Annotated in this window: 13 protein-coding genes; 7 read left to right on the forward strand and 6 right to left on the reverse strand. The window is 63.5% G+C overall.

What is annotated here, in order from left to right:
• Positions 1-3: 3 nt before the first annotated feature.
• Entirely contained in the window at positions 4-1419 is a 1416-nt protein-coding gene (locus IAE37_RS02960; RefSeq protein WP_201168899.1) for an acetyl-CoA carboxylase biotin carboxylase subunit, read from the reverse strand.
• Positions 1420-1608: 189 nt separating this feature from the next.
• Here IAE37_RS02960 and IAE37_RS02965 point away from each other — a divergent pair, with 189 nt between their 5' ends.
• Positions 1609-2571, forward strand: a complete 963-nt coding sequence (locus IAE37_RS02965; protein ID WP_328822688.1) for a LysR family transcriptional regulator — start codon at positions 1609-1611, stop codon at positions 2569-2571.
• Here IAE37_RS02965 and IAE37_RS28700 read toward each other — a convergent pair.
• Both IAE37_RS28700 and hexR read right to left on the reverse strand, forming a co-directional pair.
• Positions 2513-2731 carry a PA3496 family putative envelope integrity protein gene (locus IAE37_RS28700; RefSeq protein ID WP_236409757.1) on the reverse strand — a complete coding sequence of 73 codons (219 nt, stop codon included), beginning with the start codon at positions 2729-2731 and terminating at the stop codon, positions 2513-2515. The two genes, IAE37_RS02965 and IAE37_RS28700, sit on opposite strands and share 59 nt — an antisense overlap.
• Positions 2732-2941: 210 nt before the next feature.
• Positions 2942-3808 (reverse strand): transcriptional regulator HexR, encoded by an 867-nt coding sequence (hexR, locus tag IAE37_RS02970; RefSeq protein ID WP_201168902.1) that lies wholly within the window; start codon positions 3806-3808, stop codon positions 2942-2944.
• 103 nt (positions 3809-3911) lie between these two features.
• Here hexR and zwf point away from each other — a divergent pair, with 103 nt between their 5' ends.
• The 4 genes from zwf (at position 3912) to IAE37_RS02990 (ending at position 9163) form a co-directional block, all read left to right on the forward strand.
• Positions 3912-5354 (forward strand): glucose-6-phosphate dehydrogenase, encoded by a 1443-nt coding sequence (gene zwf / locus IAE37_RS02975; protein WP_201168904.1) that lies wholly within the window; start codon positions 3912-3914, stop codon positions 5352-5354.
• A 97-nt stretch (positions 5355-5451) separates the two neighbouring features.
• Entirely contained in the window at positions 5452-7638 is a 2187-nt protein-coding gene (uvrD, locus tag IAE37_RS02980; protein WP_201168909.1) for a DNA helicase II, read from the forward strand.
• A 148-nt stretch (positions 7639-7786) separates the two neighbouring features.
• Positions 7787-8641 carry a Tim44 domain-containing protein gene (locus IAE37_RS02985; protein ID WP_201168926.1) on the forward strand — a complete coding sequence of 285 codons (855 nt, stop codon included), beginning with the start codon at positions 7787-7789 and terminating at the stop codon, positions 8639-8641.
• 114 nt (positions 8642-8755) lie between these two features.
• Positions 8756-9163 carry an SMI1/KNR4 family protein gene (locus tag IAE37_RS02990; protein ID WP_201168929.1) on the forward strand — a complete coding sequence of 136 codons (408 nt, stop codon included), beginning with the start codon at positions 8756-8758 and terminating at the stop codon, positions 9161-9163.
• 67 nt (positions 9164-9230) lie between these two features.
• Here the strand turns inward: IAE37_RS02990 and IAE37_RS02995 are convergent, their stop codons facing one another.
• On the reverse strand, positions 9231-10991 hold the full coding sequence (locus tag IAE37_RS02995) for a cation:proton antiporter (protein ID WP_201168932.1): 1761 nt from the start codon (positions 10989-10991) through the stop codon (positions 9231-9233).
• Positions 10992-11331: 340 nt separating this feature from the next.
• Here IAE37_RS02995 and IAE37_RS03000 point away from each other — a divergent pair, with 340 nt between their 5' ends.
• Complete coding sequence (locus IAE37_RS03000; RefSeq protein WP_201168935.1) at positions 11332-11817, forward strand: acyl-CoA thioesterase; 486 nt, start codon at positions 11332-11334, stop codon at positions 11815-11817.
• Here the strand turns inward: IAE37_RS03000 and pdxY are convergent.
• A complete protein-coding gene (gene pdxY, locus IAE37_RS03005; protein WP_201168938.1) occupies positions 11814-12686 on the reverse strand; it encodes a pyridoxal kinase PdxY in 873 nt (290 codons plus the stop codon). The two genes, IAE37_RS03000 and pdxY, sit on opposite strands and share 4 nt — an antisense overlap.
• 120 nt (positions 12687-12806) lie before the next feature.
• Between pdxY and IAE37_RS03010 the strand changes: the two genes are divergently transcribed.
• Positions 12807-13199: a DUF3301 domain-containing protein gene (locus tag IAE37_RS03010; RefSeq protein ID WP_201169401.1), complete on the forward strand. Its 393-nt coding sequence runs from the start codon at positions 12807-12809 to the stop codon at positions 13197-13199.
• Positions 13200-13212: 13 nt separating this feature from the next.
• Here the strand turns inward: IAE37_RS03010 and IAE37_RS03015 are convergent, their stop codons facing one another.
• A complete protein-coding gene (locus IAE37_RS03015; protein ID WP_201168941.1) occupies positions 13213-14184 on the reverse strand; it encodes a CobW family GTP-binding protein in 972 nt (323 codons plus the stop codon).
• Between the last annotated feature and the right edge of the window lie 29 nt (positions 14185-14213).

Here is a 14213-nt window from a genome sequence, read left to right on the forward strand (position 1 = left end):
TCCTCACAGGCCTGCGTGGGCGGCGATGGCGGCGGCGATGGCCAGGGCCAGCTCTTCGGGTTTGCGCTTGATCGAGTAGTTGGTCAGTTCGGGGTGGCTTTCGACGAAGCTGGTGTTGAACTGGCCGCTACGGAATTCCGGGTTGCGCAGGATTTCCTGGTAATACGCGGCGGTGGTCTTCACCCCTTGCACGCGCATGTCGTCCAGGGCCCGCAGGCCGCGGTCCATGGCTTCTTCCCACGTCAGCGCCCAGACCACCAGTTTCAGGCACATGGAGTCGTAGAACGGCGGAATGGTATAGCCGGTGTAGATCGCCGTGTCGGTACGCACGCCCGGGCCGCCGGGGGCGTAGTAGCGGGTGATCTTGCCGAAGCTGGGCAGGAAGTTGTTCTTCGGGTCTTCGGCGTTGATACGGAACTGCAACGCATAGCCGCGGTGCTGGATGTCTTCCTGCTTGACCGACAGCGGCAGGCCCGAGGCGATACGGATCTGCTCGCGAACGATATCGATGCCGGTGATTTCCTCGGTGATGGTGTGTTCCACCTGCACCCGAGTGTTCATTTCCATGAAGTACACCTCGCCATCGGCGAGCAGGAACTCCACGGTACCGGCGTTCTCGTAGTTCACCGCCTTGGCCGCACGCACCGCCAGGTCGCCGATGTAGGCGCGCTGCTCGGGGGTGAGCTGGGGGCTGGGGGCGATTTCGATGAGCTTCTGGTTGCGGCGCTGGATCGAGCAATCGCGCTCGAACAGGTGCACCACGTTGCCGAAGCTGTCACCGAGGATCTGCGCCTCGATGTGTTTGGGGTTGACGATGCACTTCTCGAGGAACACTTCCGCCGAACCAAAGGCCTTGGTAGCCTCGGAGATGACCCGTGGGAAGTTCTGTTCCAGCTCCTCACGGCTGTTGCAGCGCCGAATGCCGCGGCCGCCGCCGCCCGAGGTGGCCTTGAGCATCACCGGGTAACCGATGCGGTCGCCTTCGCTCAGGGCTTCGTGAATGTCGGCAATGTTGCCTTCGGTGCCTGGGGTCACCGGTACGCCAGCCTGGATCATGGTGCGGCGGGCTTCGGTCTTGTCGCCCATGCGACGAATGACGTCGGCGGCCGGGCCGATGAACTTGATCCCGCGCTCGGCGCAGATTTCTGCCAGCTCGGCGTTTTCCGACAGGAAACCATAGCCTGGATGCAAGGCATCACAGCCGGTTTCCACAGCAAGGTTCACCAGCTTGCGCGGGTTCAGGTAGCCAGCCAGAGGCTCGGCACCAATGCTGTAGGCCTCGTCGGCGCGCTTGACGTGCAAGGCGTGACGGTCGGCGTCGGAGTAGATCGCGACAGAGCGAATGCCCATCTCGGCGCAGGCACGCACGATCCGAACTGCGATTTCACCCCGGTTGGCGATCAGGATTTTTTTTATCACTGGAGTCTTCCCAAAGCCGTAGGAACAGACGATCCGGTTGTACCGGTCGGCGCGTGACCAGACGATGTTGGCCAGTCGCCTATTCAAGCTAGCGCCGATGGTCGATAAACAAAAATCAATATTTGTTAGGGGCTGTATTAGCAAAAGCTTATAGTCTGGTAACAAGCTGTTGCCAAAGAGCCGAGAAAAATGCGTAAGTCCTTGATGCGTATGACTTTGCGTCAATTGCAGATCTTCAACGAGGTGTGCGATCTGCGCTCATACAGCCGCGCGGCGGAGGAGATGGCGCTTACGCAACCCGCCGTAAGTCTACAGATCCGACAGCTCGAGGAACTGATCGGCCAGCCGCTGTTCGAGTACGTCGGCAAGAAGCTCTACCTGACCGAGGCCGCCGAAGCCCTGCAGCGTGCCAGCCGGGACATCTTCGGGCGCCTGGAGAGCCTGGACATGCAGCTGTCGGACATGCAGGGCTCACTGCAGGGGCAGTTGAAACTGGCAGTCGAGTCCAGCGCCAAGTACTTCGTGCCACACCTGTTCGCCGCCTTCAAGCAACGCCACCCGGAGGTCAACCTGACCCTCACGGTCGTCAACCGCGCCCAGGCCATCCGCCGGCTTTCCGACAACCGTGACGACCTGATCATCATGTCGATGGTGCCGCAGGACATGGGCCTGGAGTTCTTGCCCTTCCTCAACAACCCGATCGTCGCGGTGGCGCCGCCGGATCACCCGCTGAGCAAGCTCGAGCATCTGCGCCTGCAAGACCTGGAGCCTCATACCCTGCTGGTCCGCGAACAGGGCTCGGGGACGCGCAAGGCCTGCGAGGAGTACTTCAAGGACAAGCGCGTGCACTTCACCCAGACCCTGGAAGTGGCCTCGGCCGATGCCCAACGCGAGTGCGTGATCGCCGGCCTTGGCATCGCCCTGTTGACCCGCCATGCGCTGAACCTGGAGTTGGCCACCGGGGTGCTCAAGGAGCTGCCGGTGGAAGAGCTGCCGCTGTACCGCAGCTGGTGCGTGGTGCAGGCCAAGGCCAAGCGGCAGTCGCCAGTGGCCTTGGCGTTTCTTGCGTTCATTCGCAGCGAACGTGCGATGATCAGCGGGCTTGTTGAACGCTTTTCGGGGAAACTGCCGTTGTTGCCTGCCACGCCGTGAGCTCTCGCAGCTCAGGATAATCTGCCAGGTCGCGGAGCAGTTGACGTTGGTCGCAATAGATTTCGATCGCGCGGCGGTATTCCATGCGGCGCTGGTCTTTTTCCTGTTGTTTGCGAGCCTTGGCGCTGGGTTGGTACGTACCGTCGAAGTCACGAGCCATTGCCTGTCTCCCAGATAGGATGTGGGAGTTCAGAGTGGCGTTGGGGGTTTACGGTTTGGCGGTGAAATCGTGACAAATCGATGAATCTGCATCGCAAATTCTGGCCCTTTCGCGGGTAAACCCGCTCCTACAGGGTTTGCGCCGCCATTGAATGTGGCGGGGCATCTGTAGGAGCGGGTTTACCCGCGAAGAGGCCGGATCAGGCTGATCTCAGTCGTCGGTAGCCTTGATCGACTTGGGCGACAACCGCAGGCTGCGCAAGCTGCGCTTCACGCTCTTGAGGTGGTTGACCAGGCTCGGCCCGCGGGCCATGGCCACGCCCATGGCCAGCACGTCGATCACCACCAGGTGGGCGATACGCGAGGTCAACGGCGTGTAGATCTCGGTGTCCTCGTGCACGTCGATCGCCAGGTTGACCGTCGAAAGCTCCGCCAACGGCGTCTGGCTCGGGCATAGGGTGATCAGGTTGGCGCCACTCTCGCGCACCAGGTTGGCGGTGATCAGCAGGTCCTTGGAACGCCCCGACTGGGAAATGCACACGGCCACGTCGCCAGGCTTCAAGGTGACCGCCGACATCGCCTGCATGTGCGGGTCGGAGTACGCCGCCGCGCTCAACAGCAGACGGAAGAACTTGTGCTGGGCGTCGGCAGCCACCGCGCCGGAGGCACCAAAGCCATAGAACTCGACACGCTGGGCGTGAGCCATGGCGGTCACCGCCTGTTGCAGCGCCTGCGGATCGAGATGCTCGCGCACCTCCATCAAGGTGTGCAGCGTGGTATCGAAGATCTTCAGGCTGTAGTCGGCGACCGAATCGTCCTCGTGGATGGCGAACTGGCCGAAACTGGCGCCGGCCGCCAGGCTCTGCGCCAGCTTGAGCTTGAGATCCTGGAACCCCGAGCAACCGATCGCCCGGCAGAAGCGCACGATGGTCGGTTCGCTGATGCCCACATTGTGCGCCAGGTCAGCCATCGAGCTGTGCATGACCGCAGCCGGGTCCAGCAGCACATGGTCGGCCACTTTCAGTTCCGATTTGCGCAGCAGGTGGCGCGATTGAGCGATATGTTGCAACAGATTCACGGTCTGGACTCGGTTATGATCGGCTGGCCGGGATGTAGCTTTCTTGTAGTTATACTACATGGACGCCAACCCGCCCAGTTAAACGAACGTGGAGAGTGGTGGTTTGACTATTCCTTGCGACATCCTGGTTTTCGGCGGCACGGGCGACCTGGCCCTGCACAAGCTCCTTCCAGCCCTCTACCACCTGTATCGCGAGGCCCGTCTGAACACGGCCGTGCGCGTCATCGCCCTGGCCCGGCGCAGCCTGTCGCGCAATCAATACGTCAACCTCGCCGAGCGTCACTGCCGCGCCCAGGTCGCCCGTCACGACTTCGATGAAGACGTGTGGCGGCGCTTCAGCGCACGCCTCGACTACTTCCCCATGGACGCCTCGCAAAGCGCCGACTTCGGCCGCCTGGCGCGCTACCTCGGCGAGCCTGGCGGGCTGACCCGCATCCACTACCTGGCCACCGCGCCCAAGTTGTTCGTGCCGATCGTCAATCACCTGCGCATCGCCGGGCTGGCCGACCACGAGGCGCGCATCGTGCTGGAAAAACCGATCGGCCATTCGCTGGAATCGGCCACCGCCATCAACGAGGCGGTCGGCGCGGCGTTCGCCGAAGCCCAGGTGTTTCGCATCGATCACTACCTGGGCAAGGAAACCGTGCAGAACCTGATGGCCCTGCGCTTCGCCAACGCCCTGCTGGAACCTGTGTGGCGCAACGGCCAGGTCGACCACGTGCAGATCAGCGTGTGCGAGACCCTCGGCGTGGAAAACCGCGGCGGCTACTACGACCGCGCCGGCGCCACCCGCGACATGCTGCAGAACCACTTGCTGCAGCTGCTGTGCCTGGTGGCCATGGAGCCACCCGCGCAGTTCGAAGCCGAGGCGGTGCGCGACGAGAAGGTCAAGATCCTGCGCGCGCTCAAGCCGATCGGCGGCCAGGATGTGCAGGACAAGACCGTACGCGGCCAGTACGGCGCCGGGCACATCGGCGGCCAGGAAGTACCGGCCTACTATTTCGAGAAAGACGTCGACAACGACAGCGACACCGAAACCTTCGTCGCCGTCCAGGCCCATATCGATAACTGGCGCTGGGCTGGCGTGCCCTTCTACCTGCGCACCGGCAAGCGCATGGCGCGGCGCTCGTCGCAGATCGTCATCCAGTTCAAACCAGTCCCCCACGAGCTGTTCAGCGGCGGACAGGTCAACCAGCTGCTGATCCAGCTGCAGCCGGAAGAACGCATCAGCCTGCGGGTGATGAGCAAGCGCCCGGGCAAGGGCATGCACCTGGAACCGGTGGACCTGGACCTGAACCTGGCCCAGGTGTACGGCCAGACGCGGCGCTGGGATGCCTATGAACGTCTGCTGCTGGATGTGCTGGCCGGCGATTCGACGCTGTTCATGCGCCGTGACGAAGTGGAAGCCGCCTGGGCCTGGATCGACCCGATCATCAAGGGCTGGGAAGAACACTTCCAGGCCCCGCGCCCCTATGCCGCTGGCAGCAACGGCCCGGAACAGGCCAACGGCCTGCTGGCCAGGCATGGCCGGCAGTGGCACAGCTGAACCGCAACCGGCGCCCAGGCGACGGAAGGCAGCCACGGGGTGAACATTCATACAGTGGATGTTTGCCCCTTCTCCCGGCTCGCCCTAGAATGGCGCGATGCACACAGACGACCTCTCCCTCCTGCTGAACTCCCTAAACGATGCCCAACGCCAGGCCGTCGCGGCCTCGCTCGGGCGTCAGCTGGTGCTTGCTGGCGCCGGCTCCGGTAAAACCCGCGTGCTGGTGCACCGCATCGCCTGGTTGATCCAGGTGGAGCAGGCCTCGCCGCACTCGATCCTGTCGGTGACCTTCACCAACAAGGCGGCCGCCGAGATGCGCCACCGGATCGAACAGCTGCTGGGCATCAACCCGGCAGGCATGTGGGTCGGCACCTTCCACGGCCTGGCGCACCGCCTGTTGCGCGCGCACTGGCAGGAAGCGCGGCTGAACCAGAACTTCCAGATCCTCGACAGCGACGACCAGCAGCGCCTGGTCAAGCGGGTGATCCGCGAACTCGGCCTCGACGAGCAGCGCTGGCCGGCGCGCCAGGCCCAGTGGTTCATCAACGGGCAGAAGGACGAAGGCCTGCGCCCGCAGCATATCCAGGCCGGCGGCGACCTGTTCCTGGGCACCATGCGCAGCATCTACGAAGCCTACGAACAGGCCTGCGAGCGCGCCGGGGTCATCGATTTCTCCGAGCTGCTGCTGCGCGCCCTCGACCTGTGGCGCGACCACCCCGGCCTGCTCGAGCACTACCAACGGCGCTTCCGCCACCTGCTGGTGGACGAGTTCCAGGACACCAACGCCGTGCAGTACGCCTGGCTGCGCCTGCTGGCCGGCAAGGACGGCGGCAGCCTGATGGCGGTGGGCGATGACGACCAGTCGATCTACGGCTGGCGCGGCGCCAAGATCGAGAACATCCACCAGTACACCGCCGACTTCCCCGACGCCGAGATGATCCGCCTGGAGCAAAACTACCGCTCCACCGGTGGCATCCTCAAGGCCGCCAACGCCCTGATCGCCAACAACAGCGGGCGCCTGGGCAAGGAACTGTGGACCGACCTGGGCGAAGGCGAGCCGCTGACCCTGTACGCCGCCTACAACGAGCACGACGAAGCGCGCTACGTGGTCGAGACCATCGAGAGCCTGATCAAGCAAGGCAGCTCGCGCAGCGACATCGCTATTCTCTATCGCTCCAACGCCCAGTCGCGGGTGCTGGAAGAAGCGTTGCTGCGCGAGCGCATCCCCTACCGCATCTATGGCGGCCAGCGCTTCTTCGAGCGCGCCGAGATCAAGAACGCCATGGCCTACCTGCGCCTGCTCGAAGGCCGCGGCAACGACGCGGCGCTGGAGCGGGTGATCAACGTGCCGCCACGCGGCATTGGCGAGAAGACCGTCGAGGCCATCCGCGAGCACGCCCGCCACAGCCAGGCGTCAATGTGGGAGGCGATGTGCCAGCTGCTCGCCGCCAAGGCCCTCAAGGGCCGCGCCGCCAGCGCGCTGGGCGCATTCATCGAGCTGATCGAGGGCCTTTCGGCCAAGGTCGCCGACATGCCGCTGCACACCATGACCCAGACGGTCATCGAGCAGTCCGGGCTGATCATCTATCACCAGGAAGAAAAAGGCGAAAAGGGCCAGGCACGGGTAGAAAACCTTGAGGAACTGGTCAGCGCCGCGCGCAACTTCGAAAGCACCGAAGAAGACGCCGACCTGTCACCGTTGTCGGCCTTCCTCGGCCATGCCTCGCTGGAAGCCGGGGATGCCCAGGCCGACGAGCACGAGGACAGCATCCAGCTGATGACGCTGCACAGCGCCAAGGGCCTGGAGTTCCCGTATGTGTTCCTGGTGGGCATGGAAGAGGGCCTGTTCCCGCACAAGATGAGCCTGGAAGAACCCGGCCGCCTGGAAGAAGAACGCCGCCTGGCGTACGTGGGCATCACCCGCGCCATGCGCCAGCTGGTGATGACCTACGCCGAGACCCGGCGCCTGTATGGGAGCGAGACCTACAATAAGGTGTCGCGTTTCGTACGCGAGATTCCGGCAGGGCTCGTTCAGGAAGTGCGCCTTTCCAACAGTGTCAGCCGGCCTTTCGGCGGCGCCAAGGCCACCACGAGCAACCTGTTCGCCAATGCCAACATTCCGCAGACCCAGTTCAACCTGGGCCAGCGCGTGCAGCACGCGGTGTTCGGCGAAGGCGTGATCCTCAACTTCGAGGGCTCCGGTGCCCAGGCGCGGGTGCAGGTGAACTTCGACGAAGGCAGCAAGTGGCTGATGCTCGGCTACGCCAAGCTCGAGGCCCTGTAACGGGCCACTTGCCGGCGATCGACCCGCCGCGGTCGATCGCCCTCTGTAACATTCAGGCAAAAGCTCGAAACATTATGTCGCTGGTCATCTAGCCATGAACCTGTGCACCATGACGCGCGTGCAATCCACAACAGGGGAAATCCCATTTATGCAACGTTTTCTTAGCATCGCACTGGCGCTCTGCGTCGGCCTGACGCTGAGCCTGGACGCCAACGCCAAGCGTTTCGGCGGCGGCAAGAGCTCGGGCTCCGCGCCTATCCACCAGACCCGCCAGGCCACGCCAACCACGCCGGCCGCCGCGCCAACCGCGCCTGGCCGTGCCCCGGCCGCCGCCAGCGGTGCTTCGCGCTGGCTGGGCCCACTCGCCGGCCTCGCCGCCGGTGGCCTGCTGGCCTCCATGTTCATGGGTGACGGCTTCGAAGGCCTGCAGATCATGGACTTCCTGATCGTCGCACTCATCGCCTTCCTGGTGTTCCGCTTCATCGCCGCGCGCCGCCGCCAGCAGCAGCCGCAGATGGCGGCTCCAGGCCACGCGCCGTTCCAGCGCGAAGCCCACGGCCAGCCTGCGCAGCCGTCGATCTTCGGTGGCGCAGCCGCGCCGGCCGCCGCTCCGGCGCCAGCGATCAACGCCCCGGCCTGGTTCAACGAGCAGAGCTTCCTGGCCGCTGCCCGCAACCACTTCCAGTCGCTGCAGCAGCACTGGGACGCCAACGAAATGGACAAGATCGCCGAGTTCGTCACCCCGCAGATGCTTGAGTTCCTCAAGCGCGAGCGTGCCGACCTGGGTGATGGCTTCCAGTCCACCTACATCGACAACCTCGAAGTGCAACTGGACGGCGTGGACGACCGCCCAGACCGTACCGACGCCACCCTGACCTTCCGTGGCCTGTCGAAGACCTCGCGTTTCGACCAGGGCGAAGTGTTCAGCGAAAGCTGGCACATGGTTCGCGCCCCGGGCGAAAACCAGCCATGGCTGGTGGCCGGTATCCGTCAGAACGGTTAACTGCCGCACGTTGTCCAAAAAACCCCGGGCCTGTCCCGGGGTTTTTGCTTTTGCCAGAGTCGGCTACTAGGGTATAACGCGCAGCGTTGTCATCAAGGTCAGAGGAATTGAACCGTGGAAGAAGTGATCGAACAACTCCGGGAAGCCAACGAGCCCGTCCCGACGCCGTTGGAGCTGCCCGACGAAGACCTGCTGGTCGAGATCGAGGAACAGCTGTTCATCAACATCCCGTTCGTGTTCAAGGAGTACCTGCTGACCGTCAGCGACGTGGTCTACGGCTCGCTCGAACCGGTCACGGTCACCGACCCGCAGTCGCACACCTACCTGCCTGAGGTTGCCGCCAATGCCTGGGATGCCGGCGTGCCGCGCGACCTGATTCCGCTGTGCCAGGACGGCGACGATTACTACTGCGTCGAGGAAGACGGCACCGTGGTGTTGTGGTCCGGCGAAGAAGAGATCGTCACCGAGGAAAGCTGGGAATCGGTGTGGCACTGGGTGCGGGACGTCTGGCTGGAAAGCTGATCGTCTGTGCGGCCCTTGTAGGAGCGGCCTCGTGCCGCTCCTACAACAGACCGCGATAGCCGATGGTTCAATGTGGGTGATCGCGGTTGTTTTCCAGGGTTTCCAGCAAGGCGATCTGCATCCGTGAATGCACACGGATGAACCAGCGCCACAGCAACGCCACCACCACCGCCGCCACCACGGCGATCACCAGCAGCAGCTCGCTGGTGGGCAGGATGCTGGCCGACAGCGCCGACAGCAGCAGGAAAATCACCAGCAGCGACAGCAATGGGATCACCTCGGCGACCACCCGCCGTACCCGTTGGGTATGCCGCCCGGCCATCTCCGGCTTGACGCCCATCTCCGCCAGCAGCATCGACAGCGCCTTGAGCTTGCGATACGCGGCGATCAGGAACGGCAGCGACAGCAGCAATGCCGCGCCCCAGATCAGCGCCTTCTGCTGGCTGACATCGGTGACCCATTCGCTGAGCCATGCACCGATGCGCCCGGCGAAGTACCCACCGCTGAAGAAGATGGCGATCACCAGGGCCAGGTTGACCCCCACCTGCAGCAGGATGCGCCGGATCATCGCCGCCAGCATGGCCCCCTCGCCCTGCGGCTGGATGCTGCGCAGCCATTCGCCATACAACGACAGCACCCGCGCCAGGCGGCTTGGCACCACCTGGCCGAGCTTGATCGACAACGGGTCGGCGGCGCGGATAAGGTACGGCGTCAGCAGCGTGGTGATGGCCGAGACCGCCACCGCCACCGGATAGAGAAAGTCGCTGGTCACCTGCAAGGTCATGCCGAGGGCGGCGATGATGAAGGAAAACTCACCAATCTGTGAAAGCCCCATGCCCACCCGCAGCGAAGTACGGCCGTCGTTGCCGGCGATGAAAGCGCCCATGCCACAGGACAGCATCTTGCCCAGCACCACCGCCAGGGTGATGACCACGATCGGCCAGGCATAGTCGACCAGAACCTGTGGGTCGATCATCAGGCCGATGGCGACGAAGAAGATGGCGCTGAACAGGTCGCGGACCGGTTCGATCAACCGCTCGATCTTCAGCAACTGGCGCGACTCGGCCATGATCGCGCCGATCAGGAAGGCGCCCAGCACCATGCTGTACTCGAGCTTGACCACCAGCAAGCAGAAGCCGAAGCACAGGCCGAGCACGGTGATCAGCAGCATTTCGTTGCTTTCGAACTTGGCCACGTAGGCCAGCAAGCGCGGCACCAGCAAGATGCCGATGACCAGCGCGACGATCATGAACAGCGACAGCTTGCCGACGGTGGAGAACACCTCGCCCGAGCTGACCGTGCCACTGACCGCGATGCCTGACAGCAGGGCGATGATGCCGATGCCGAGGATGTCCTCGACGATCAGCACACCGAAGATCAGCTGGGCGAAGCGCTCGTTCTTCATTTTCAGGTCGTTGAGCGCCTTGACGATGATGGTGGTCGAGGAAATCGCCAGGATCGCGCCGAGGAACAACGAATCCATGGTGTTCCAGCCGAACCAGCGGCCGATCTCGAAGCCGATCCAGATCATCAGGACGATTTCCAGGAACGCCGCGATGAACGCGGTGGCGCCGACCTTGAACAGCTTGCGCAAGCTGAACTCCAGGCCCAGGCAGAACATCAGGAAGATCACCCCCAGTTCGGCCAGGGTCTTGATCGTGTCTTCGTCATGGATGAGGCCGAACGGCGGGGTGTGCGGGCCGATGATGAAACCGGCGACGATGTAGCCGAGCACCACCGGCTGCTTGAACCGATGGAACAGGATCGTCACCACCCCGGCCACCAGCATGATGACGGCCAGGTCCTGGATGAAGCTGATGGCATGCATGGCGCGATACTCCTTGTGTCGAGGCCCCGGACAGTCCGCTCCTCTGCCAAGGCATCCCCGAGCGAGCAGCTAGTACTTGTTGTATTGAATGCAGGAAAGCCCATGTTGCATGAGCGTACTCAGGGTAACATCGCACCTCGCCGGCGAAAGGCGGTGCAATATGTAGAAACAGATCGGCAGGAAAACAGCCAACCCAGGCGACGTTTTAACCTGCAACCCAAGCGTGACGATGGACCGTCAGCCAACGTCCCGTACCAGGAAGGCAAAGATTTCGAGAGGGGAAACAGAAGTGTCCGAAGATACCCGCCCCGATTCAGCGCAACCTCACCGTGAGCACACTATGGAACCTGGAAACGCCCAGCTGACCATGACCGTCCTGATGACCCCGGACATGGCCAACTTCTCTGGAAACGTACATGGCGGCACTTTGCTCAAGTACCTCGACGAAGTGGCCTACGCCTGCGCCAGCCGTTACGCCGGCAGCTATGTAGTCACCCTGTCGGTCGACCAGGTGATCTTCCGCGAGCCGGTGCACGTCGGCGAGCTGGTGACCTTCCTGGCGGCGGTCAACTACACCGGTAACACCTCCATGGAGGTGGGCATCAAGGTGGTGACCGAAAACATTCGCGAACGCTCGGTGCGCCATTCCAACAGTTGCTTCTTCACCATGGTCGCGGTCGACGACAATCGCCGCCCGGTACAAGTACCGCCGCGCCAGCCACAAAGCAGCGAGGAAAAGCGCCGCTTCCTGCAAGGCCAGCAGCGCCGCCAGATTCGCCAGGAACTGGAACAGCGCTACCAGAACCTCAAGACCGACGCGATCTAGACCGTCAGGCGCTGCGCCTCGAAGCGCACCCGCGGGTGGGCGATGCGATCCTGGGCCCGCACCAGCTGCAGTTCGTAGCTGGCGCAGGCCTGGGTTTCCAGCAGCACCTCATGCACTGCCGCAGCAGTGAACTCGAAGGCCTGGAGCCAGCTGTCGCCCAGCAGCACGCGGCCGAGGAACAAGCCTGAGGTGAGGTCGCCGACCCCGACCGGCTGGCGCGGGAAGGCCAGCAATGGGCGGCGCAGGTGCCAGCTCGCCTCGCGGGTCACCAGCAGCATCTCGAACTGATCCTCGCCCCGCCCCGGGTAGGCCAGGTGCTTGACCAGCACCACCTGCGGCCCGCGCTCGAGCAGCGAGCGCGCCATGCCCACGCAGTCCTCCAGCGATTGCGCCTCACGCCCGCAGAAGCTGTCCAGCTCCAGCTGGTTGGGGCAGAGGATATCAGCCTTGGCCGCAGCTTCCTCGAGCAGGAAATCGCTGACCTCTTGCGGCACGATGCAGCCTTTCTGCGCATGCCCCATGACCGGGTCGCACAGGTACAGGGCCTTGGGGTTGACCGCCTTGATCCGCTCGACGCCGGCCAGGATCGCCCGCCCCTGTTCGGCGCTGCCCAGATAGCCGGACAACACCGCGTCGCAATGCCCCAGCTCGCCGATGTTGGCAATGCCTTCCACCAACGCAGGAATTTGCGCTGGAGCAAGCACTTCGCCTGCCCACTGGCCATACTGAGTGTGGTTGGAGAACTGTACGGTGTTGAGCGGCCACACGTTCACCCCAATCCGCTGCATGGGGAACACCGCGGCGCTGTTTCCGGCGTGGCCAAACACCACATGGGACTGAATAGCGAGCAGGTGAGGGGTACGTTTCATGTGGGAAGATTCCAAAGCTGTTTCAAGGATTGTGCACAGCGCAGTATGAACGCGATTACCACCTGTACGACAGGCCAGGGACGCAGTTAAGCTGGTTCAACCTGTTTGGAGCATATGCAAATGTTGACCCTGGAGAACCTCTTCGTCCTGATGCTGGTGGCCACGGCGGGCGCTTGGTTATGGCATAACCACGGCCTGCGCGAAAAGGCCCTGGAGCGGGTCAAGCAGCATTGCGCCAAGCTCGACCTCGAACTGCTCGACGATGCCGTCGCCCTCAAGCGTATCGGCTTCGTGCGCGACGCCAACGGGCGCAAGCGCCTGGCGCGCATCTATGCCTTCGAGTTCACCGTCACCGGCGAGCAGCGCCATCCGGGCACGGTGACCCAGTTCGGCGCCCACAGCGTGCAGATCGAGCTGGCGCCCTACCCGTTCGAGATCAAGACACCACCGCGGGCCGACAATGTGATCGAGATGCAGCAGTGGCGGCAAGAGCATAACCGTTGGCGTAATTGAACCGCCCCGCGATCTAGTCGATCACGCAGCGCCCGAGCGCATCCTGCAGGGCTTGTTGGTTCTGGGGTTGATCGAAGATCAGCTCGATCCGCGAATCCCTGCGCCAGGCGCTCGCCTGCCACGCCGGCAACACCCCTTCCAGGCCATTGAATGACTGCCAATCTTCAGCGCTGTGGATAACCCCCTTGGCCCGCTTCCACGGCCAAGCCCCTAGAAAAGCTCGCAGCCGCTGTGGATCGAATTGCCGACTTGGGTGCCAGCGCCAGCCAATACTCCAGCCGCCGTCTCCTGCCTCGGCCAGACAAATCGGCACCCGTGGATTTGTCCACAGGCTGCCGGCAGCCCCTGCAGCGCTATCCACAGGCTGATCCGTCTTGTCGGAAGTAACAGCAACGTCTGTGGATGAAACCGGCAGCAGGCCTAAATCCACCCGCCCTTGTCCCGTCCAAATCGCCTGGACGTTGCCTAGCTGCTTGTTTATCAACAGCCTGGAATCTTCGTCCACAGCCTCGCACTTGTTCACCACCACCAGAGCGGCCAGCCCCAGCGCCTGCCGTTGAGCCTCCGCCAGCGGCTCGCCACGCCCCATGGCCTGGGCGTCAACCACCATCACCAGTGGCTGCACCGACAACACGCCCTGCCAAGGCGCCTGACCCAACTGTCGCAACAACTGCAACGGATGACCCAGCCCGGAAGGTTCGATGAACAGCCTGTCAGGGCGCGCCTTGCGCAACAGCCGCCCCAGCCCGACCTGAAACGGCATGCCATTGACGCAGCACAGGCAGCCCCCCGCCACCTCGCCAATGGCGACGCCGTCCTCGTCACGGCTGAGCAACGCCGCATCGAGGCCGACCTGGCCGAACTCATTGACCAGCACCGCCCAACGTTCGCCTTGCGGGCGCTGCGCCATCAAGTGCCGAATCAGGCTGGTCTTGCCAGCGCCCAACGGCCCGGCAATCACGTGGGTGGGAATGTTCTGCAGCATGGGGATAACTTCGCAGCGGATTTGCCCCC

Source organism: Pseudomonas sp. S31 (assembly GCF_016648105.1).
Classification (GTDB): domain Bacteria; phylum Pseudomonadota; class Gammaproteobacteria; order Pseudomonadales; family Pseudomonadaceae; genus Aquipseudomonas.

Bases quoted from the DNA above. Each gene is read 5' to 3' on its own strand.
- IAE37_RS02985 (WP_201168926.1), top strand. From the start codon at position 7,787: ATGCAACGTTTTCTTAGCATCGCACTGGCGCTCTGCGTCGGCCTGACG.
- pdxY (WP_201168938.1), bottom strand. From the start codon at position 12,686: ATGAAACGTACCCCTCACCTGCTCGCTATTCAGTCCCATGTGGTGTTT.
- IAE37_RS03000 (WP_201168935.1), top strand. From the start codon at position 11,332: ATGGAACCTGGAAACGCCCAGCTGACCATGACCGTCCTGATGACCCCG.
- IAE37_RS28700 (WP_236409757.1), bottom strand. From the start codon at position 2,731: ATGGCTCGTGACTTCGACGGTACGTACCAACCCAGCGCCAAGGCTCGC.
- IAE37_RS02965 (WP_328822688.1), top strand. From the start codon at position 1,609: ATGCGTAAGTCCTTGATGCGTATGACTTTGCGTCAATTGCAGATCTTC.
- IAE37_RS03015 (WP_201168941.1), bottom strand. From the start codon at position 14,184: ATGCTGCAGAACATTCCCACCCACGTGATTGCCGGGCCGTTGGGCGCT.
- IAE37_RS02995 (WP_201168932.1), bottom strand. From the start codon at position 10,991: ATGCATGCCATCAGCTTCATCCAGGACCTGGCCGTCATCATGCTGGTG.
- uvrD (WP_201168909.1), top strand. From the start codon at position 5,452: ATGCACACAGACGACCTCTCCCTCCTGCTGAACTCCCTAAACGATGCC.
- IAE37_RS03010 (WP_201169401.1), top strand. From the start codon at position 12,807: ATGTTGACCCTGGAGAACCTCTTCGTCCTGATGCTGGTGGCCACGGCG.